Annotated in this window: 11 protein-coding genes; 2 read left to right on the forward strand and 9 right to left on the reverse strand. The window is 39.2% G+C overall.

The features are described from left to right. The 9 genes from O3655_RS05725 to pgk all read right to left on the reverse strand — a co-directional run. Nucleotides 1-1,559: Sgo0707 family adhesin (locus tag O3655_RS05725; protein ID WP_371641226.1), on the reverse strand; the 1,559-nt coding region annotated here is incomplete at its 3' end. A 361-nt stretch (nucleotides 1,560-1,920) separates the two neighbouring features. Then, a complete protein-coding gene (locus tag O3655_RS05730) occupies nucleotides 1,921-3,492 on the reverse strand; it encodes a G5 domain-containing protein (RefSeq protein ID WP_371641227.1) in 1,572 nt (523 codons plus the stop codon). A gap of 75 nt (nucleotides 3,493-3,567) precedes the next feature. Further along, nucleotides 3,568-11,292 (reverse strand): isopeptide-forming domain-containing fimbrial protein, encoded by a 7,725-nt coding sequence (locus tag O3655_RS05735; RefSeq protein ID WP_371641228.1) that lies wholly within the window; start codon nucleotides 11,290-11,292, stop codon nucleotides 3,568-3,570. A gap of 59 nt (nucleotides 11,293-11,351) precedes the next feature. After that, nucleotides 11,352-11,939: a TlpA disulfide reductase family protein gene (locus O3655_RS05740; RefSeq protein WP_070683911.1), complete on the reverse strand. Its 588-nt coding sequence runs from the start codon at nucleotides 11,937-11,939 to the stop codon at nucleotides 11,352-11,354. Nucleotides 11,940-12,329: 390 nt separating this feature from the next. Continuing rightward, nucleotides 12,330-13,676, reverse strand: coding sequence for a type I glutamate--ammonia ligase (gene glnA / locus O3655_RS05745; RefSeq protein ID WP_001122885.1), 1,347 nt, complete (start codon nucleotides 13,674-13,676; stop codon nucleotides 12,330-12,332). A 38-nt stretch (nucleotides 13,677-13,714) separates the two neighbouring features. Continuing rightward, nucleotides 13,715-14,071: a transcriptional repressor GlnR gene (gene glnR / locus O3655_RS05750; protein ID WP_000664333.1), complete on the reverse strand. Its 357-nt coding sequence runs from the start codon at nucleotides 14,069-14,071 to the stop codon at nucleotides 13,715-13,717. 76 nt (nucleotides 14,072-14,147) lie between these two features. Next, on the reverse strand, nucleotides 14,148-14,675 hold the full coding sequence (locus O3655_RS05755; RefSeq protein ID WP_000540314.1) for an aromatic acid exporter family protein: 528 nt from the start codon (nucleotides 14,673-14,675) through the stop codon (nucleotides 14,148-14,150). A 134-nt stretch (nucleotides 14,676-14,809) separates the two neighbouring features. Beyond that, nucleotides 14,810-19,441, reverse strand: a complete 4,632-nt coding sequence (locus O3655_RS05760; RefSeq protein WP_308697386.1) for an antigen I/II family LPXTG-anchored adhesin — start codon at nucleotides 19,439-19,441, stop codon at nucleotides 14,810-14,812. A gap of 164 nt (nucleotides 19,442-19,605) precedes the next feature. After that, a complete protein-coding gene (gene pgk, locus O3655_RS05765) occupies nucleotides 19,606-20,805 on the reverse strand; it encodes a phosphoglycerate kinase (RefSeq protein ID WP_001096776.1) in 1,200 nt (399 codons plus the stop codon). A 354-nt stretch (nucleotides 20,806-21,159) separates the two neighbouring features. Here pgk and O3655_RS05770 point away from each other — a divergent pair, with 354 nt between their 5' ends. Both O3655_RS05770 and O3655_RS05775 read left to right on the forward strand, forming a co-directional pair. Further along, nucleotides 21,160-22,086, forward strand: a complete 927-nt coding sequence (locus O3655_RS05770) for a YafY family protein (protein WP_049489966.1) — start codon at nucleotides 21,160-21,162, stop codon at nucleotides 22,084-22,086. Nucleotides 22,087-22,170: 84 nt separating this feature from the next. Then, nucleotides 22,171-22,539 (forward strand): hypothetical protein, encoded by a 369-nt coding sequence (locus tag O3655_RS05775; protein WP_084848923.1) that lies wholly within the window; start codon nucleotides 22,171-22,173, stop codon nucleotides 22,537-22,539. Nucleotides 22,540-22,541 lie beyond the last annotated feature (2 nt).

Genomic DNA, 22,541 nt, shown 5'->3' on the forward strand with positions numbered 1-22,541 from the left:
TAAGACTTAAAGCTCCATGTACCCTCTGCCGTCTTCACTTCTGTTTGGCTTGGTTGTGTTGGCGTTACTTGAGTACCATTAGACAAGTTCTTTTCTGTTGCTGGAAGCAGGTCTTTCACTTCTTGTGGAAGTTCTTTGCCTGGGGTTCCACTCACAAACTCATGATGTTTTTCATAAAGGAGGGCCGTGCTTACCTGATTAGAAGGAGCTGATAAATTATCAACATGCAATGTTACAGTATTGTCAATCTTTCCAGAACCTTTTTCTTCTACTTTTTTGTTTGTAGTAGTATTATAAGTTACAATAATTTCAGCAGAAGAATTTGCTTTTATGTATTCAGGTGTCATTTTAACAGTAACAGTTTGACCATTCTTTTCAATAGTATAATCACGCCCTTCCTGTAAAGTCACTCCACCTGATTCCACTTTAAGTCCTTGATAATTAAGGCGCTCATCAAATTTCTGAACCATTTCGATAGATGAAGGCGTTGCTAAAATGTCCTTACCTGGAACCGGAACTTTAAACGTAGCTTTATAGGTTACATCTTGTCCTTCCTTAGCTGGAATCTCTGTAGGATCCACTGCTAGAACAGGGCTCGGATCAATTTTTTCAATATAAAGACCAAAGACGGCCGAAGCAACCTCTGTTGATGAGTAACCAAAATTCATACTATTACTATTTGATCGAAGGGCAAAACCAGAGATATTGTTCTCAGAATAGCTACCGCTTGTAATCTGAGTTGCTACCCAAGCAGTTCGATCTCCTTGATCTTCCTGTCTTAAGACATTGGCATTATTCATCAAACGAAGATTAACATCATTTTGATAATCCTTAACATAGAAGGTTTCCTTCAAGTTGTTGGCATCCATTGCATCGATGTCTGTTGGCTTCATAACCAACTTCAAATCTGTCTCGGAACCATCTGCATAACGCAACTCTGCTGTTACATCCGCATCAAGCCAAAAAGCCTTATTCATAATGTAGTCATGAGCTGCATCTACATAGGGAACATTCCCAATTTCAAAAGCATTATTTTCCCACAATTCTGAAATAGAGAAAAATTCAACAGTAGATTTTTGAGCACTATTCATCTCAGATTCTGCCTGAGCAGTGTTTAGATAGTGAAGAGTTACCTTATTGAATTTTAAGTAAGCATCTACTTGCTTACCATTAACTGTCCCAATATTTGTGAATTTTAGAGAAAGAGGATTTTCAAAAACTTGATCCTGTTTTTTACTTTTATCTACTTTAAGAGTAAAGTTCTCCATCTCGCCTGGATAGGCACCACCCCAGAGATATTCATAGTGGGGATTCGATAAATGAAACTGATCAACAGCCTGTGATTTAGATAAAACACTAAAATTGTTGATGTTCAAATTAAACTTACGAATATCCAAGGTTGAGATATCCGTTCCGTTTTTTATTTCTTCTAAAGCCGCATAAGATTGAAGCGGAATAAGAAAAATAGAAAAAAGTAAAACGACTAGTCCGAGAAAAGCCTGTTTTTTTCTACTGAAAATAGTAGAAAAAGGCATTCTCATGCGATATTTCCATTTCATAATGTACCTCCAAAACTAAAAATGATTGTTTAATCATTTCAAAAGAAATATTCATCTCATTTTAACACAAAAAAAGGGCAATTAAAAGTAGATTATAGATAAAAATTTATTATTTTGTATTTCCAGATTGTCAATTTTTGGTGAGAATAATTAAAATATCAAAGTTTCAGAACAGGCGTTTACACTATGTAAATAGCTGTTTTATTGTTGAACCTATTATCACTCCATGAGTTTCATAACGTACTCAAGCTACACATAAACATTAATATATTTAATTTTTTATAAAAAAGAACCCAAGAATAAATTCTGGGTTCTTTTTAGTATTTCTCGTACAAAGATGCTTTTGTACAATTAGAGAGCCTTAGTCTTTCTTACGAACGACAAAGCCGACTAGACCGGCGATAAATAAACCAATCATTGAAAGAAGACTGGTAGAAGCTGTACCTGTGCTTGGTAGAACTTTCTTATCTTGGCTTGCAGTTTCTTCTTTCTTAGTGCTTCCAGATTGGTTCCCTGTTGTTGCAGTATCATTCTTATTACCGTTGGTTGTTGTAGAAGCTACTTTCTTAGTTCCAACTTCAACAATCTCATCTACTGCTGGAGTAGTGATTGTGTTTGATTTCTCAACACGACCTGTTTCAACGCCATCTGTGTAAGTCACTGTATAAACAATGGTGCGAACACCCTTCTTACCAGCAGCTTTCACTTGACGACTGCCTTCTGGAAGGTCTGCGTTCTGCACTTCTTTGACTTGGAAAGCAACTTCTTCTGTCTTCGTTTCTTCCTTAGTCGTTACAACTGGGGCTACTACTTTCTTAGTTCCAACTTCGACAACTTCATCTACTGCTGGAGTGGTGATTGTGTTTGATTTCACCTCGCGACCTGTTTCAACGCCGTCTGTGTAAGTCACTGTTTCAACAATGGTGCGAACACCCTTCTTACCAGCTGTCTTCACTTGACGACTGCCTTCTGGAAGATTTGGATTTGTTACTTCCTTAGTTTGGAAAGCAACTTCTTCTGTCTTAGTCTCTTCCTTAGTCGTTACAACAGCTTTCCCACCGGTATAGGTAATCTTGTTTTTTGCAGCTTTCTTAGTCTTGCGTGAAACTTCTTTACGAGACTTTTCAACACCATCCACTTTTGTCACTTCATAAGTGACTTCATCGATACCTTCTTCACCTTCTTCAACACGTGTTTTACCTTTATCCAGTGCTGGGTCTACTTTCGTTTCTTCTTTGAAAGCAACTTTTTCCTCTACAGTCACTGTTTCTTTGGTTTCTACACCTGTTTTCTTAGTTCCAACTTCGATGATTTCTTCTACTGGTTCTTTAATTACCGTTTGGCTCTTTCTATCACGTTTTTTCTCAACGCCATTTACCAAAGTAACATCCCAAACAACTTTCTTCTGACCTTTTTCTCCCGCTTGTTTTACCTTTCGAGTACCTTCGGCGAGGTCTGCATTGTTTTCTGTACGAGATGGGTAAGGAATCTCCTCAGTAGTTGTGACTTCTTGATGTTCTTCTTTTAAATCTCCCCCCGAGAGAAGCGCTTCAGCCTTAGCTTTTAAAGAATTGTAGCGAGCTTCAAGCGCCGCAAAACTTTTTTGACCTTCTGGACTCTTCATTGCCTTCTTTGCAGTCTCAAAAAAATTCTTTGCTTCTTCTACATCACCCTCTAGGAGTTCTTTATTCCCCTCATCTGGACTATTTGTAAAATCCTTAATTGAAGATTCTATACTATCAAGCATTCTTTTGAAAGTATTTGCAATACTTCGCTCTTGGCCATCTGGAATTTCTTCATCTTCCGCTGGTGTTTCTTCTGCATGCACTGTTGGAATTTGATATAAATCTGGAGCTACATGATAAGTTGCTACTCCAAGAGCGTTTAAAGCAAGTATTGAAATCCCTAACTTTAATAATTTTTTTCTACTCATTATTCTTTCCTTAACACTTTCAATATACAGTAAGGAGAAGAGTAAATTTTTCTACTCTCCTCTTACTATATGGTACTAACGTTCAGCTTTACGCTTCCAAACTAGAAGCCCTGCAAGTCCTGCAGCAAGAGCTGCAACTACTTCAAGAACTGTAGAAACTTCAGAACCTGTATTTGGCAATGTTTTACCTGGTTCTGTTGGTTTTTTCGGAATATCCCCCTCTGCTGGTGGGATATTTGGAGCTGGTGGCGTTACCGGAACCGGTGGTGTCACCACAACCTTGTTGGTAGTTTTTGATTTATCGTTAAAGCTTACTTTTGCCGTATTTGGTACACCTGTCGCGAATTGTGCAAAATCTGTTCCTTCTCTGAAGTTGGTATAAAGAACGAGAGTTACTTTACTTCCCTTCAAGGCTTCGAGAACATCCTTATCGCTGATTTCAAGAGTTACAATGTTTTGAGATTCATCGTAAGTAATAGTGGCAATTGCTTCCAACTCTTTACCTACTAATTCACTACGATCATTTGAAACCTTACTCAATTTATCAATAGCTGCTTGAAGCTTAGTTTGAGCTTCTTTTAGGTTCTTGATTTCATTTTCAAGTTTCTCTTGTTGTTGTTTCTTATCAGCTGGTACTAATTCTGCTTCTTTCTCCGCTGGTGCTTGAAGCTTAGCCAAGTTTTCTTCAGCTGCTTTCAACTCTGCCTCTAGGCTTGCAAGATTTTGACTTGTTTCGGTGTCAGCAGGTTTCTTATCTTCTGTTGCAGAAGAATCAGATGTAGCTGGAGTAGCCGGCGTTTCCACTTCAGCTGGTTTAGCTGGTTGCGCTGCCTTAGCTGCTTCCAACTTCGCTTTCAATTCAGCCACTTTAGCTTCCGCCGCTTTTAGGTCTTCCTTCTTGTTATTCTCTGTTGAGGTCTCATCAGTTGACTTACCTGTCAAAGCTTTCAGTTCCTTCTCTGCCTGTTCAACTTGGGCTTGAAGAGCTGCTTTGAGCTTGTCAAACTGAGCATTTTCAACTTTAAGAGCGATGCGGTCTTTATTGACTTTCAAAACTGAATGGATTTCATCACTGATCGTGAAGTTCGTCAAATCTGTCTTGACAAGACGACCATATCGATCTTTCTTGGCATTTCCATTTTCATCCACTGGATCCGTTGGAACCGGAGTAGTGATATCGAAGCGGAAGGTATCTAAAGCGTTTGGCAAGTGGTATTTTTTATCAGGTTTAGATCCATCTTCTGGCCCAACAGACTTAACTGGTTCACCTGGTGTTGGATCTGTTGGTTTTTCTGGGTCACGTGGTTTCACCGTTACCGGTTTTGATTCCTTGCTGCCAGATTGACCATTGGCATCCTTGAAGTTGACAGTTGCTTTGTTTGGTACCAATTGGTCCTTATAAGCTTTCAAATCGCTATTCGCTTTGAGTTTAGCTGGGATGTACAATTGAATCTCTTTGAAGCCTTTTAGTCGAGCGAAATCTTTCACTTTTACAGTGACAGTATTTCCTTCAACACTTGTTTCAAGAGCTCCATTTGCATCACGACCGTCCACATAGGCTACTGGTGTATCAGCGATTGCCAAAACAGATTCAAGTGTATCTGTTACGGTGAACTCTTTGTACTTATCAATATCTTTTGGTAAAGCTGTATTGACATTGTACATGTAAGGTGCATCGTATTCGACATCCAAGTGGTCCAAGGTACGATTAATCTTCTTAGAAATTTCTGGTTCTGGTTCTTTTGGAACGATTACCGGAACTTTATTCGAATCTTTGTGTAGCCCTGGTTTGTGTGGGAACTTCGCGTCATAAGAAGCTGTATTTGGAACAGTGAATCCACGATCTGTTAGATATGGAGTCAAATCAGCTCCCGCTTTAATCTTCGCAGTGAAGCTCAATTCAACTGCTTGACCGCCATTGGCTTTTACTTGTTCTTCTGTAAGGGTCAAGGTAATCGTTTGACCTTCTACCTTGATTTGGCTAGCATCAAGAGCTTGACCATTCAAGGTCGCACTTGCTGAACCTGCATAATCAAGAACAGACTCAAGTGTATCACTTACACTGAAGGAGGATACATCTGTTGGGACACTTGTTTTCACGTTGTAAGTGAAAATTTGGTCACGATCAGCGAGGATTTCCTCAGTTTTAGCATTCACATCTTTCTTGATTTCTGGTTCGTCTGGTGTTGGTGGTGTTACTGGGACTTCGTTCGAATCCTTGTGCACACCTGGTTTGTGTGGGAAGCTTGCGTCATAAGAAGCCTTATTCGGAATCTGTGTACGGCCGTCTTCCTTCACATATGCGGACAAGTTTGCGCCAGCTTTGATCTTGGCGTCAAATGTTAATTCAACTGCTTGACCGCCACTTGCTTTCACTTGTTCTTCTGTAAGGGTCAAGGTAATCGTTTGACCTTCTACCTTGATTTGACTTGCATCAAGAGCTTGACCATTCAATTTAGCACTTGAAGTTCCTGCGAACTCAAGAACATCTTCGATCTTATCGGTTACGCTGAAGGCTGTCGCATCTTGCGCTACTGTCGTTTTCACGTTGTAAGTGAAGACTTCATCACGTTTTGCGAGGGTTTCTTCTGCCTTGCCGTTCACATCTTTCTTGATTTCTGGCTCGTCTGGTGTTGGTGGCGTTACTGGAACTTCGTTAGAGTCCTTGTGCACACTTGGTCTGTGTGGGAAGCTTGCGTCATAAGAAGCCTTATTCGGAATCTGTGTACGGCCGTCTTCCTTCACATATGCGGACAAGTTCGCGCCAGCTTTGATCTTGGCGTCGAATGTTAATTCAACGGCTTGACCGCCATTGGCTTTCACTTGTTCTTCTGTAAGCGTCAAGGTGATGGTTTGACCTTCTACTTTGATTTGGCTAGCATCAAGAGCTTGACCATTCAAGGTTGCACTTGAAGTTCCTGCGAACTCAAGAACATCTTCGATCTTATCGGTTACGCTGAAGGCTGTCGCATCTTGCGCTACACTTGTTTTCACATTATAGGTGAAGACTTCATCACGTTTTGCGAGGGTTGCTTCTGCCTTGCCGTTCACATCTTTCTTGATTTCTGGCTCGTCTGGTGTTGGTGGCGTTACTGGGACTTCATTAGAGTCCTTGTGGTATTTTGGATTATGATCAATATCATAAGAAGCCTTATTCGGAATCTCTGTCTTACCATCTTTATTCACATAAGCTGATAAGTTGGCATTATCTCTAATCTTAGCCTTGAAATTCACTTCAATTGACTTACCGGCATCTGCTTTTACAGAAGCTTCTGTAAAGGCAACTTTGATGACTTGACCAGAAAGTGTCACTGTCGCCTTCGATCCTGCATCCTCACCATCAAGTTTAACAGTAGCTGAAGCATTCTCACCGACAAATTCTAGAACTTCTTTCAACTCGTCTGTCATCTCAAACACAGTTGCGCTGGCAGGCATTGTTGTTTTCAAAGTATAAGTAAATTCTTCATTACGTTTTACAAGATCATAACGTTCTGCTCTGTTTACTTCCTTCTTAAGCTCTGGAGTAGTGGTTGGTGGTGGTGTAACGGTAACTGGTTTTGATTCTTTCTTAGAATCAGGATTATCATTAATGATGTAGCTAGCAGTATTTGGTACTACCGGCTTGTCTTTTGATTCATTTGGATAAGCTGCTAAGAGTGCATCAAAGGTAATGCCTTCCTTCACCTTAGCCTTAAATGAAACTTGTACAGCTTTACCAGCATATTGTTTCACTTGCTCTTTACCAAATGTGACCGTCAAACGTTGACCTTCTGTTGTTACAGTGAGGTCTTGAACAGCTTGGCCATCAACAGTGACCGTTGCTTCTCCTTCAAATGCCAATTCTTTGACGATATCATCTGAAATAGTGAAGCTATCTGCCACATGTGGAACCGTTGAGTCAATCGTATAAGTAAAGATTTCTGATAACTTACCAAGATCTGCGTGTTCCTGACCATTCACCTTCTTAGTGATTGGCGGTGGAGTAACAGTGACTGGCTTGGTTTCTTTCTCACCTTGTTGGTCATTCTTGTTGGTGTAAGTAATCTTAGCTTTGTTCTCAATAGATGGAACAGTTGAGCCTTTCTTCACTTTGGCATGAATCACGAGCTCTACTTCTTGGTTACCGTAGTCACCCGCATTCGCAAAATCTTTCATCGTTGCAGTCACGGTTTGACCTTGAACTGTTACATCGAAGAATTTCGCTGCCGCTCCCTTGATTTCAGCTTGACCTGGAGTCAAGTTCTCATCCAAGGTATCCGTTACAACGAAGGACTTGTACGTTGTAATATCATTTGGCAATTTCGCTTTGATATTATAAGTAAAGTCGGTTTCTGCCCCGATTGTTGCCTCTGTCAGTGTTTCGTTGATTTTCTTATCAACACCTGGTTCTGATGGAGGGGTTACGGTGACAGGTTTCGTTTCTTTTTCTCCGCTATGATCGTTCTTATCTGTGAAGCTGAACTTCGCAGTATTTGGAATGTTGATACGAGTCACTCCATCATTGATCTTAGCCGGAATAATCAATTCCACTTCTTGACCAGCAAGAGCTGTAGCGTTCGCAAAGTCCTTCATCGTTGCAGTCACGGTTTGACCCTCAACTGTTACATCGAAGAAGGCTGCAGCTGCTCCTTTGATAACTGGTTTGCTTGAAGTTTCATTGATAACTGACAAATCTCCTTCAAGTGTATCTGTAATCACAAATTTCTTGTAATCTGTAATATCTGTTGGAAGTTTTGTCTTAATGTTGTAGTTATACGCTTGACCTGTCGCGATATCTAAGTGATCAAGAGTTTCATTGATCTTCTTCGTTACAGGAGGTGGCGTTACGGTGACAGGTTTCGATTCAACTTCTTTCTCTACATTATTCTCATTTGTAAAGGAAATAGAAGCCTTGTTTTCAATGATTGTGCCTGTCACACCATTTTTAACTTTTGCAGGAATGACTAGTTCAACAGTTGAGTATTTTGCAAGTTCACCAAACTGACCATCCTTCACCGTTGCCGTAATCTCTTGGCCATTGGTGTGGATATCAAAGAGGGCCGCTGCAGAACCTTTAATACTTACGTCTCCTGCAAGTTCCAAATTAGCATCCAGTGTATCACGAATCACAAATTTCTTGTAATTAGCAACATCACTTGGTACTGCTGTTGTAATGTTGTAGTTGTATGGTTGCCCATCAAACGTTTGGAAGCTATCCAAGTTCTCATTAATCTTCTTATCAATAGAAGGTTCTTGTGGTTTTGGTGGTGTAACCGTTACTTTATTCGATGTTTTCTTGATATCATTCAAGGCAACATCTGCCGTGTTAGGTACTTTAATTTGACCATCTTCCTTATATTTAGAAAGGTCAGCACCCGGACGAATCTTAGCCTTGAAGGTCAATTCTAGGTATTGAACATCTTTAGTCTTACGACGCGTTACCTTACGTGAGATCTTTTCGAGTTGAGTTTTATCAAGAGTCAGTGAAACAGTTTGACCTTCAACTTTTGCAGCAGTTTTCAAGTCAGTATTATCTTTTTCACCAAGTTTTACATTCAAGCTATCTGCCTGAACTTCCAACTCTGAAACAACTGTATCCGTAAGGCTAAATGTATCTGCAATGCCTGGCCATGGAACAGTCACTTTGTACTCAAAGAGTTCCTCTTCTGCCTTCAAATCTTCATGTTCTTTGTCATTAACCTTCTTCGTAATTTCTGTTACAACTGGAGGTTTCACGTAAACTGGATTTGAACGGCGAATGGTACTTGGTTTGTCAGCTGTTTTAGCATGTTTACTTGGATCAGGATTATTATCCTCACCATTCCACATGATATTACCCTGGTTCAGCAAACCGAAGCCATCATTATCCTGAAGAAGGGCCATGAATTCTTTGCTCGCTTGATTATTGCGATATTGCTCCTTCAAGCGAACGGTAATGGTCATTTTAGCTTTTTGAAGCACTAAGTATTCATAACCATTCACACTTGGTACATCAGCAACAACAACTTCACGTTCGTTTCCGAGATCGTCATTTTGTTTCACTACACGAGTCAAGATTTGACCTTGTGGTCCAGAAGCATGATGACCTACAACTTCTAAACGATAGTCAAGAGGGTCTGTCAACATAACGTTTTGCTTAAACTCATAAGGAACGTTGTTGAAGTTGTAATCTACTGTATAAGTAAATGTTTCGTCTTTGGCAGACAAGTTAGCCGCATAGGCTGGTTTTTTAGTCAATTGAAGTGGATCTTCAATAGTACCAGTATCATTGCTTTGATCTTGGTCTGCAATTTTCTTGGTGGCACTTGGGTAACAGTATTCAAGTTTTTGAACTTCTACAGTTTCTTTCGAACCACCGATTGTTTCAGTCGCAAAATCACCAACTTTAAATTTACCAGTCAGCTCAGGAACTGGAACTGTCTCCTTAACTGGTTTGTAGTCTGCAGGAGGGTCTTGCTCATCATCCTCATCAACTTGTTCAGCATGTGCTTCCTTACTCAAATCATAGTCAAACTTGTTGTTTCCTGGATTAAAGACACTCTCTGGAACAGAGATTGTAACCTTGTCTCCTTCTTGAACAATCTTACCACGAATTTCTTTCTTCGAATCGGTAACCTTTGATACAATCTTCTTACCATTAATTCGAACTGCATCTACCTTATATCCTGGAGTAACTTCAAACTCACCTTTGATATCTTCTTTAACCAGAGCAGCACCAACAGATTCTAGAACTCGACTTGAGAATTTATTGATATCGCTTTGTTCATTAACATAGAAGGAAACATCTTTTCCATTGATATTTTTAGCTGGAGAAGCCATCCCCTCTAATGCTTCATGGAAAATCTCTTGGACACTTCGGTTATCCCCTATATCAAAATATTTTGAATAACCTTCTTTATATGTGTCATAGTACTGAGCTTTGGAATTCGCAAAGATTGTTACGTCTTCCCAGAAACCAACTACTACTGTTCCTTCAGAACCAACAACATTTTTAAGTCTTGTAGATGCTTCCTTAACCTCTTTCACACGCCCTAAAACGTTTTGAGACGCCTCTGTTAGTTCATTAAAATTCCATGCACGTGTAAGAATATTGTTCCGATAGTCACTGTACTCTAGACGAACCTTACCATCAGGGTCACGTTTCCCATTGGCAACACCATCCGTAATCAAAAGAAAGATAGTTTTACGACCATTAGCCATATTCCCTTTTCTTTCATTATATTGAGCAATGACATCGTCAATAGCTGGAACAGTTGGTGTTCCTCCCGCTACTTTAATATTATTAATGAATTGATGGATATCATTTTGATCAGAAGACAAGTTACTTGCCTTGTATTTGTAATCATAGTCAGGTCCCCAACTACCATAAACATCTTTACGACCTGTAAAATCATTATTGTAGTAGTAGTTGTATCCATCTGCACCTTGGAAGGTCGCCATCATAACCCGGTCTGATGTATCTGGATTATCAGTCTTAACCAAACGTGGGTTATTTTCATCATACTCTTCTTCCTTCACAAATGTCGTCAGAGTTTTTAAAGCGTTCTGGACATTTGGAATAGTGTTCTTAAATGATCCACTCGCATCCTGCAAGATTACCAAATCCACCGGTTTTCTAGGCAGGCGCCAGCTAATTTTTTCCGTTTTTTCAATTTTACGGGAACATCCATTTTGTGTTATCTTTGTATTTCCACCTACTTCAATAGTACTACCGCCTTCATTTGCTGCAGCGCTACCAAGTATCTGTCCCATTAAGGCTAATGGAACAGATAAGAATAAAATGATAAACAATATGGAGACCTTTTTAATGAAATCTCTCATTGCTATTTCTGAAATCCTATTGTGATTTCTTCTTCCCCCTTTTCTATAGTAGATATATGTTAGTTGAGTAGTGTTTGCAACTCTTTAGAAAAGCTTTCCGCATTGGAATGATTAACCAATACATTTTTTACTTCTTGCTTCTTGGTTACAAAATACATACTTGGTATGGTCTGAACCTGTAATAGATCTGCCGCTGATTGATCTTCGTCATAATAATAAGGGAAAGTGTATCCTTTTTCCTTAATGTATCGATCAGCACTCTCCTTTGTTTCTTTACCAGGTTCGTTCATATTCAGTAAAACAAAATTGATCTGTTCACCATACTTTTCATACATCTGCTGAACAATGGGTAGTTGTTTCTGACAATGAGGACACCAACTAGCCCATTCGACAATTAACATAGGTTTATCATACAGCTCTGAACTAGCAACCAATTTACCGTCTTGAGAAGTCATTTTAAATTCTGGAAGTTGTTGACCTTTTAGACTCAAGGCAGTATTGTTCTCAGCACTTGAAGTTGATTGCGAAACTGATGAAGTCCCTACTTCTCCGTCCTTAGCGGGTCTAGTATAATAAATCAAACCCACCGACAATCCGATGATGACTCCCACTGCTAAAAACGGAAGCCACCACTTATCTTTTTGCATAGAATCTCCTTTCCTTTTTAATGAAATATGGCGAGTAGAACTTGAGTAAATAATATAGTAAATAATTTATAAACTCTCCGAAACTCATCCATTCCAAAAAACATTTTATCATTTACTAATTCGTATTTCAAGAAATATGTTGTCAAATTGTAAACTTTTTTCTTTCCCACGCTAAACCCGCCACACTACTGCATTAAATAGGTATAATGAAAATGATTGGACGTTATTTTCTAATTATTTTCAGAATATTATTTCTTTTTAATGCATAATTCACTCTTTCTTGTTTTCTGTTTTTCTATATAATAACTATACTAAAAACAGCAACGAAATACATTTAAAAATTTGCAATAATAAAAAAGATTGCCCAATCAGACAATCTTTTTTATGTTCTTAATACAAATCAAGATAATTATCAACTTCCCATTGTGACACAAAGGTTGCATAGCTAGCCCACTCGATACGTTTAGCTTCAAGGAAGCTCGTGTAGATGTGTTCACCTAGGGCTGCCTTGACCACTTCATCCTCAGTCAAGGCTTTCAAGGCGTTGTGAAGCGTTGATGGAAGGTCAGTAATTCCAGCTTCCTTACGCTCTTCCGCTGTCATGATATAGATATTTTCTTCGATAGGAGCTGGTGCTTCGATTTTGTTTTCAATACCATGCAAACCAACTTCCAATAGAACTGCCATAGCGATGTATGGGTTTGCCATCGGGTCCACTGAACGCAACTCAAGACGAGTTCCCATACCACGTGAAGCTGGTACGCGCACAAGTGGCGAACGGTTACGACCAGCCCAAGCAATGTAAACAGGCGCTTCATAACCTGGAACCAAACGTTTGTATGAGTTAACTGTTGGGTTCATGATAGCAGTATAGTTGTAAGCATGTTTAATCAAACCACCAAGGAAATGGTAGGCCGTTTCTGACAACTGCATTCCTTTTGGATCATTTGGATCAAAGAAGGCATTGTTTCCTTCTGCATCAAACAAGGACATATTACAGTGCATACCTGATCCAGCGATACCAAATTTCGGTTTAGCCATAAAGGTTGCGTAAAGGCCATGTTTGCGAGCAATGGTTTTAACAACGAGTTTAAAGATTTGAATCTTGTCACAGGCACGGAGGACTTCATCATACTTGAAGTCAATTTCATGTTGTCCAACCGCAACCTCGTGGTGACTCGCTTCTACTTCAAATCCCATTTTGGTCAAGACATTAACGATTTCACGACGCGTATTGTCTGCAAGATCAGTAGGGGCCAAATCAAAGTAGCCACCCTTGTCATTTACTTCAAGTGTTGGATCCCCATTTTCATCCAACTTAAATAGGAAGAATTCTGGTTCTGGACCAAGGTTGAAGGATTTGAATCCTACTTCTTCCATATGACGAAGTGCACGCTTCAGATTACCACGAGGGTCACCTGCAAAGGGTTCGCCTTCTGTTGTATAGACATCACAGATCAAACCTGCAACACTTCCATTTTCATCTCCCCAAGGGAAGACTGTCCATGTATCCAAGTCTGGGTACAAGTACATATCTGACTCATTGATACGTACAAAACCTTCAATAGAAGAGCCATCAAACATGGCTTTGTTTGACAAGACCTTATCTAACTGTTCATCTGTAGCAGGAATTTCGACGTTTTTCATGGTTCCCAGAATATCTGAAAACATGAGACGGATAAAGGTAACATTTTTTTCCTTGACTTCACGACGAATATCTGCAGCTGTGATTGGCATGGGTTTTCTCCTTAATATATATGACTACTTGCGATTGCCTAACCGCGACCAAAGGGTGACCGTACTGAAGCAAAGCGCCCCTGCTGGAGGAGTTCATTGTGAAGTGCGCGACGCACTTCCGTCTGACTCACGGCTTTCTTGGACTTCGCTTCACGTTCAGCATATTTTTTCTTAATCGCAGCAATATTATGACCTTCAGAGATATAATCTTTGATTTCAAGTAGACGATCCATGTCATTCAAAGAATACATGCGACGGTTCCCTTCGTTTCGATCAGGTTTGATCAACTCTTGATCTTCATAATAACGAATCTGACGCGCCGAGAGATCGGTCAATTTCATAACACTGCCGATAGGAAAAACAGCCATATTTCGGCGAAATTCTCTTTCCTTCATTTACAATTTCCTTCTTCCTGTCTATTATAGTCTAAAAAAAGACATACGTCAACGGATAATGTCACAAAATGTAACATTATTTTCTTTTTTTCTCTAAAAGATTTCTGAAACGATCAATATCATAATTTACGAGTATTGCTACAAAAACACCCATAAAAGTTTCAAATACACGAGCAAACACGTACAAAATCGTCTCCCCGCTCGGTATCGATAGGGTAATAATCAACATTGCCGAAACTCCGCCGATAACTCCCGCCTTATTATTCATGGCGACATTTGTCATAATGGTTAACATGGTGCAGATTGGAACGACCAGCAAGGTCACCCAAAAGGCTTCTTGAAATAGAGTGTTTAAAAGGAAGAAAACAAGGGCGTAGAAACCTCCGATACTGTTTCCTAGAATGCGTGATGTCCCAAAATGGACACTCTTGTCAAAGCTTTCTCTCAAACTAAAGACTGCTGTCAAAGCCCCAATTTGAAGTCCCTTCCAACCAAAAAATCCAAAAATCAAGAGAACTAAAAAAACAGCAATTCCGGTTTTAAAGGTTCGTAGACCAAGCTTGAACTGTGACTTATCAAATTTATATTTTTTAAAATAACCCATAATCTCAACTTTCTATTTCCATTTTATCATAAATTAGTTGATTTTATGAGCCAAAATCGATAGGAAACGTTTTTAATTCAAACAACAAGAAAAAGAGGAAACAAAGTTCCTCTTTTCTATTTAACTTTTAGAGCTTACTTGCTTTCGTCTTCTTTTCGTTTCAACTGACCAAGTCCTAAAACTCCTACTAAAGCTGCAAGACCAAGATACGGCATGTAGCTTGAATCATTTGTACCTGTTTGAGGTAGAGTAGGATTCCCTTTCGGATTTGGAGTAGGAGTTGTTGGCTCCTCTGGTTTCTTAGGTTCTGGCGTTGTCGTACGAACTGTGTTTGAAGCGTAAGCAACTTTGTTTACAGTATTTACATAGGTATTTTCAAAAGTTCCAACAGCAATTCGTTTCATTTGAATATAAGTCTCAGCCTGGAATGGAGAATCCAACTGAATCTCTTGAAGGAATTCTTCCTTGAAGCGAATTGTAATCATTCCCTTATCTTGATCATGTTCAACCTGTGTTTCAGCTGTTAAGTCTGTACCTGCCTTGATAACACGACCGTCTTTCAATCGGATATCAACCTTGGCAAGAACTTTATAGTTTCCAGTGTATTGATCACCTTTTTGGTCATAATCATCTACAAAACTATAGTCATTTAAGTCCTCAGAATGATTTTGTGGAATCAAACCACCAATTAAACGATAATTGAAGTACTGGTTCAACGGAATGGTTTGGCCATCAATGTTGTCACTACTTGGATCCATACTGATTGTCACATCTTTTTTCGGTGTGATTTTCGGTACGTTGTTGACAACTACTTCTGTAGCATAGCCATTTCCAAAATCAATTTGGTAGGCTTTGTTTTCATACTTACCACCCGTTTGACCAAATTCAGGTTTAACTGTCATCGGATCTGTGATTAGCAATGATTTTCCTGCTGCTACATAGTTCTTGTAGAATTCGGCTGGATTATCAGCTGAGAAGAGTTGGAAAGCACCTTTAACATTGATGTTGGCTTTCTTCAACAGCTCTTGGACCTTCTTAGGCGCAGCTTCTAAACTATCAAATTGTTGAACACTGATACCTGATACAAGGTTGCCCTCTAGATCACGGATCTTAACCAATTCTGGTTGAAGGGTTAAGGCTTCTTCTGGATAATCATCCACATAGTAGAAACCATTTTGAATCGCTTCTTTAGAAGATTTATCTCCCTTGTATTGGTCCAAATCCCATGTAAGTTCATAGTAGTTCGTTGAACCAGCTAGAACCTCTTTACCATCAATATTTACACCTTGCTTGTTCTTGTTAACTTTCAAAGGCTTGATGTAGTTGTTATTTGGATTGTCAGGATCATTTGGTTTACCTGGAGTCGTTACACGAACAATGTTTGACTTAACACCGTAGGCGTCGTTGACTGTCAATGTAAAGTTATTTGTATAAGTTGCCCCATCATTCAAGACACGACCAACAACAGTTGGATATAGAGTCTCGAAGGATTTTGTCAAATCAGCATTGAAAGCAGCCAAGGTCTCCTCAGTAGCCTTAAAGGTTACAGTGTGACTAGCTTTATCATAGCTTGTTTCAAAACCTTTGCTTGCAGCCTTGGTTGCTTCCAAATCAAACTGATAGCCAGTTGGAAGTGGATCTACCAATACAAACGAAGTTGTTTTTGGACGACCAGCTGTCAACGCTTCTGTTTTCAACTCAAACTTCACTACAGACTGCTTAGCAACTAGAGTACGATCGATATCTACTCCATCCTCATTTTTAATTTCTTTATTAATCTGAGGTTGTGCAAATAGACGATTGTAATGGAAGTGAACTGTCGGCACCGCTGGAGGAGTTGGTAACTGTTTAGGAGTTGGTGCTACAGGCGGAGTTGGCAATGGATCATAATTTGGCTCTTCCGGTTTTGATGGCTCTGGTTGATCTGGAGTTTTAACTGGTGGAGTTGGCTCATTTTCATAGCTTGGTGATACTGGAGCTGGTTCCAATGGTTTCTCTGTCTCATAGTTTGGCTCTTCCGGTTTTGATGGGTCTGGTTGATCTGGAGTTTTTACCGGTGGTGTTGGCTCATTTTCGTAGTTTGGTGCTACTGGAGCTGGTTCCAATGGTTTCTCTGTCTCATATGTTGGCTCTTCTGGTTTTGATGGCTCCGGTTGATCTGGAGTTTTTACCGGTGGTGTTGGTTCATTTTCGTAGTTTGGTACTACTGGAGCTGGTTCCAGTGGTTTCTCTACTTCATAAGTTGGAGCTTGTGGTGCAGTTGGTTCTACAGGTGGAGTTGGTTTTTCCTTAGTAATTTTCGGAACGTTGACGGCACGAATCTTACCATTGAGTGAGTACCAGATGTTTGGTCTTTTACCTGTATCAACCGCCATAACTGGATCAGAAGGAACTACTAGGGTCGCAGAAATAGCACCAACAGTAACATGATTCGTAGGGCCAGACATACTAATAGCTCCAGCACCGTACCAAGAGTTTGGTGCATCTGATGAATCCCAACCTGAACCAGGTTGACCATTTGGATACATAGTCCAACGAGATCCACCTTGGTCTTTTTTAAAGTTCAAGGTTTCTGTGGCATAAATCTTTCCGTCTTTTTCTCCAACAGATGAACCGGAAATTTTAATAAAGTTACCAGTGTAATCCTTGGCCATCTCAATAGAATTATTTTCTCTATTTAGAGATGCTACTGAAAGAAGGGCATTGTCAAAATTAATTGGTTGGTCATTTTCATCATAGAAGGTAAATTCATTTTTAATGAAAATTGAAGTCCCTTTTTCAACATCACCAGTGTAAGCAGAAGCAAAGACACCCAAAGTTGGGTCACTAAAGATTCCCAACCAAACTTTTCCAGTAGGATTTTTAAATTGCGAAGAAGGATCTACAGTATATTTGTAAACAATCTTGGAAATCTTTTTACCATTGTAGTATGAATTTTGAAGGTTGGTATAAGTTGCAGTTACGCTTTGCCCACGTTCTAGAAGCACAGAGCCCCATTTAACCTCTGTTTTATTTCCTACATTGGTCGTCCAGTCTGATTTGTCTCCAATATTACCATACAATTCTACTGAAGAAGTGGTTGCACCGTTCTCCAAGTTCTTGACATTAAGATTGTCTAACTGGAGATTTTTCTTACCATATTGGTCAGTGTCTTTCTTAAAAGCTTCATCAACTGCTGCTGCTGTAAGAAGTTTTCCTTCCGTTTTGAGGTCCAGTTGAGCATTCGATTCTAAGTCATAAACCAGACTCTGAGCTGATGGCTTAGACAAGTAACCATCTTGATCTTTATTGTTTTCAAGTTCTACAAGGGCAGCCTTAATTTTAGCCTGCTCATCTTTATAAGCCTGCAACTTAGCCGGATACTCAGCCAACTCTTTCTTATATTTGGCAAGATCAGCTTCATATTTAGCTAATTTTGCTTCATAGTCAGTTTTAGCCGCGGCATTCCGTTGCTTGATTTCTTCGTTTTCAGCTTGGAGCGCTGCATTTTTAGCTGTGTTTTCTTCAACAGCCTTCTCATAAGCTGCTTTTGCATCAGCATTTGCTTTTTGAACGCGAGCTAGTTCTGTCTGATAAGCCGCTAACTTAGTTTGGTAGTCTGTTTCGTTAGCTGCATTCGCTTGTTTGACTGCTGCCAAGTCTTTTTCGTATTGTGCTAATTTAGCCTCATAAGTTGCCTTGGCTGTTTCATTTCGTTGTTTAATAGCTTCATTTTCAGCTTGGATAGCATTGTTTTTAGCTGTGTTTTCTTCAACAGCCTTTTCATAGGCTACTTTTGCATCAGAATTAGCCTTTTGTACTCGAGCTAACTCTGTTTGATAAGCTGCTAATTTAGCTTGATAATCAGCATCATTATCCTCTTTAGCTTTCTTAATAGCTGCAAGGTCTGCTTCATACTGCTTCATCGCTGCTTCATAAGTTGCTTTTGCAGTTTCATTACGCTGTTTAATAGCTTCATTTTCAGCTTTAAGCGCTTCGTTTTTAGCTGTGTTTTCTTTTACTGCTTTATCATAAGCCTCTTTAGCTTCAGCATTAGCTTTTTGTACTCGAGCTAATTCTGTCTGGTAAGCTGAAAGTTTATTTTGATAATCCTGTTGACTATCTTCATTTGCTTTTTTGACAGTTGCTAAATCTTTTTGATATTGTGCTAGCTTAGCCTCATATTCTGCTTTAGCTGTTGCATTAGCAGTGTTGATTTTTTCAACTTCTTCTTGATGACTTTTTAGATCTTTTTGGTACTTGTCATCCGCTGCTTTGTTTTCAGCATTGATTTTATCTGTTTCAGCCTGATGAGCTGCGACTTCCTTTTTATATGCTTCAGTCGTTGTCTTTACTTCTTCAGACTGTTTAGCATAGTCGCTTTTAATTTCATCTTGTTTTTGAGCATTTTCTGTAGCAGTTGTAGCTGTTCCTTTGTCTTTTGTTTCATCTTGAACCACCTTAACTCCTGCAGATTTTGCATCAGCAACTGCTTTATCCAAATCAGCTGATGATACTTCTACTGGCAAAGCTGAGTCTTTAGAACCAGCCTTAGCTTGGCTTTCTTTGGCAACTTGGCTCATTTCACCCTGAGCTTCAGGTAGATTTGTGGCTGGGTTCCCTGTAGTAGCTACCTCAACTGTACTTGTACTAGTTGTCTCTGTAACTTCATCAGCAAATACTGCTTTGTCTGCAAAAGCAATCAAAGCAGTTCCTAAAACAGCACCACACAACGTTTTCGCAACTTTGCTTTTACGAAATCCATAGACTTCTTTTTTATTTTTCATTATAATCCTTTTCCTTATCTAAATTTAGTCGTTACTTTTTATACTAGCACTTTACAAGGCAGGATGCAAATATTTACTCTTTTTTTATTTATAGAAAAATTCCACCTATTTATAAATTAAATTAAAAAGAAGATGGTCACACCATCTTCCTTTAGTTAAACTATTTATTTTTCAGTCAAAGCTGCAAGTCCTGGCAATACTTTACCTTCAAGGAGTTCCATTGATGCTCCACCACCAGTAGAGATCCATGAGAACTTGTCTGCACGGCCAAGGTTGATGGCTGCAGCAGCTGAGTCACCACCACCGATGATTGATTTAACACCAGGTTGTTTCACGATAGCGTCCATGACACCGATTGTACCAGCTTGGAAGTCAGGGTTTTCAAATACACCCATAGGTCCGTTCCATACAACTGTTTTGGCACCAGTCAAAGCTTCGTCAAATTTAGCGATAGATTTTGGACCGATATCCAAACCAAGGAAACCTGGGTCTACTGCTTCACCTTCAGTGTCTTTCACTTCAGTGTAGTCAGCAAATGCGTTTGCTTCTTTTGAGTCAACTGGCAAGATCAATTTGCCGTTTGCTTTTTCAAGAAGAGCTTTCGCAACATCCAATTTGTCTTCTTCTACAAGTGAGTTACCGATTTCGATACCTTGAGCTTTGTAGAATGTGTAAGTCATCCCACCACCGATAAGCACTTTATCAGCTTTTTCAAGCAAGTTTTCGATAACACCAATCTTGTCTGAAACTTTTGAACCACCAAGAATCGCTACGAATGGACGTTCTGGAGCTTCAACTGCTTCTTGGATGTAAGCAATCTCGTTTTCAAGAAGGAATCCAGCAACTGCTTTTTCAACGTTTGCTGAGATACCAACGTTAGATGCGTGTGCACGGTGAGCTGTACCAAATGCATCGTTTACGAAGATACCGTCTCCAAGTGATGCCCAGTATTTACCAAGCTCAGGATCATTTTTAGATTCTTTCTTGCCGTCAACATCTTCGAAACGAGTGTTTTCAACCAAGAGAACTTGTCCATCTTCAAGAGCGTTAACAGCGGCTTCCAATTCAGCACCACGTGTAACACCTGGGATAAATTTAACTTCTTGTCCCAATTTAGTAGCCAAGTCAGCAGCTACAGGAGCAAGTGATTTACCTTCTTTGTCTGCTTCTTCTTTTACACGTCCAAGGTGAGAGAAGAGGATTGCACGTCCACCTTGTTCAAGGATGTACTTGATAGTTGGAAGAGCTGCAGTGATACGGTTGTCATTGGTAATCACGCCATCTTTAACAGGTACGTTGAAGTCAACACGAACGAGAACTTTTTTCCCTTTCAAGTCAACGTCTTTAACAGTCAATTTTGCCATTAGATATGACTCCTTCTTTTTTTATACGTGTTAATTATATCACAAAATCCGCAAAAGAGATAGAAAAACCCTAAACTTTTCTAGTTCTTTCTTCTATCTATTAACCTAAAAACCTAGGATTGCAGTCCGGAAAAGAGCAATCTTTACATAATTCGGTTGGAATAATTTAGGCTAATTTCTTGATTGATCTGCCTAATTACTTCTATACTATTCTCTTTCTAAGATTTTAATCCTTTAATATTCTAAACTCTACAGTCCTTCTTTTTGAATTGCTAGGTTTCTTATTATACAATATAACTAAAATAGTTTCTTCAGTTTGTGCTATTTGAGATTAAAAGAAGGGGAATTGCTATCATGAAATTAGAAAGACTAATCTATATTCTACTGTCTCTTTTAAATAAGAAGAGGATAACAGCTAAAGAGATTGCAGAGAGGTTTGAAATATCTACTCGAACTGTATATAGGGACATGGATACACTCAGTTTAGCGGGGATCCCAATCTATTCGGAACGCGGAGATAAGGGAGGTTTCTATATACCAAGCGACTATAAGATAGACAGGAACTTTTTCACTGAGGAAGAGAGACAGTTTATCATTAATATGAGCCAAAATGTTAGTAAAATCGTTGGTCATTCAAGTCTTGACAGTATCGAACACAAGCTTTCTTCTCAAGATATTGCAAGAGCAAACAGTCCTTTTTACTTTGATCTCAGTTCCTGGACTCTTAATACAAATTATTTACTAGACATTGAGGAAGCGATACAAACTGAACAGATGATTTCTTTTTCTTACTATTCGAAAAAGCAAGAGAAAAGTCAGCGAACGGTTATTCCATACAGATTGATCTATAAACTGAATGCTTGGTATGTTATCGGTTACTGCTTAGAAAAATTAGATTTTCGTATTTTTAAATTAACTCGAATTCGTGAACTAGAACTAGTGGAGATAAAAGATAAACCATTCGATTATCCACGTTTATCTCAAGAAAAGTTAGAGCTTTTTTTAAATCCCCCCAAAAATAAAGTGGAGGGGCAAAGAGAAGAAATCGAACTAGTTTTTACAAGATTTGCACTCCCAAAAATCTACGATCACTTCACGGAAGAAGAAATCAGAGTCGAGGACGAAATAATAAAAGTTCAAGCATTCAGAGCTTTAACTCCTGCATTTTTTGATTTACTCTTAAGCTTTGGTTATCAAGTAAAGGTCGTATCTCCAAGTCACTTACAAAATCTACTGGTCAGTACTCTCAAAAAAAATCTTCAGCAATATGACAACCTGTAGTCATATTTCCTTTTGTATACTCTTAAGTGGGCAAAATATTTCGTGATATTCATCATAGCCCAATTATTTTACAGGAGGTTCCAAATGGATACAAAAACACTTGCAGAAAGCTATTTTACGGCAGTAAATGAGGGAGGCTGGGAAGATTTCGTAGCTGAAAACTTTGACTATGGCATGTGCGATAGTATAAAAATTCGACAAGGACGTGATATTTATTTGCAAGGTGCAGGCCAATTCTATGCTTTGAGCCAGCATCTTGAAGTGAAGCAATTACTTGTTGATGGTCGAGCAGTCTCAGCTTTAAATCGCTACCGTCTACATTCTCCTCAAGGAAAAGAACTTGAACTGGATGTCGCAGAATTTCTGAAATTCGATGAATTTGATAAATTAGTTGCATCCAATATTTATTTCGACACCTATCGTTTCCAAAAATTTATCCAAGGAATTGAATAACA

The sequence above is a fragment of the Streptococcus sp. 27098_8_70 genome (genome assembly GCF_041432215.1).
GTDB classification, from domain to species: Bacteria; Bacillota; Bacilli; order Lactobacillales; family Streptococcaceae; genus Streptococcus; species Streptococcus oralis_CP.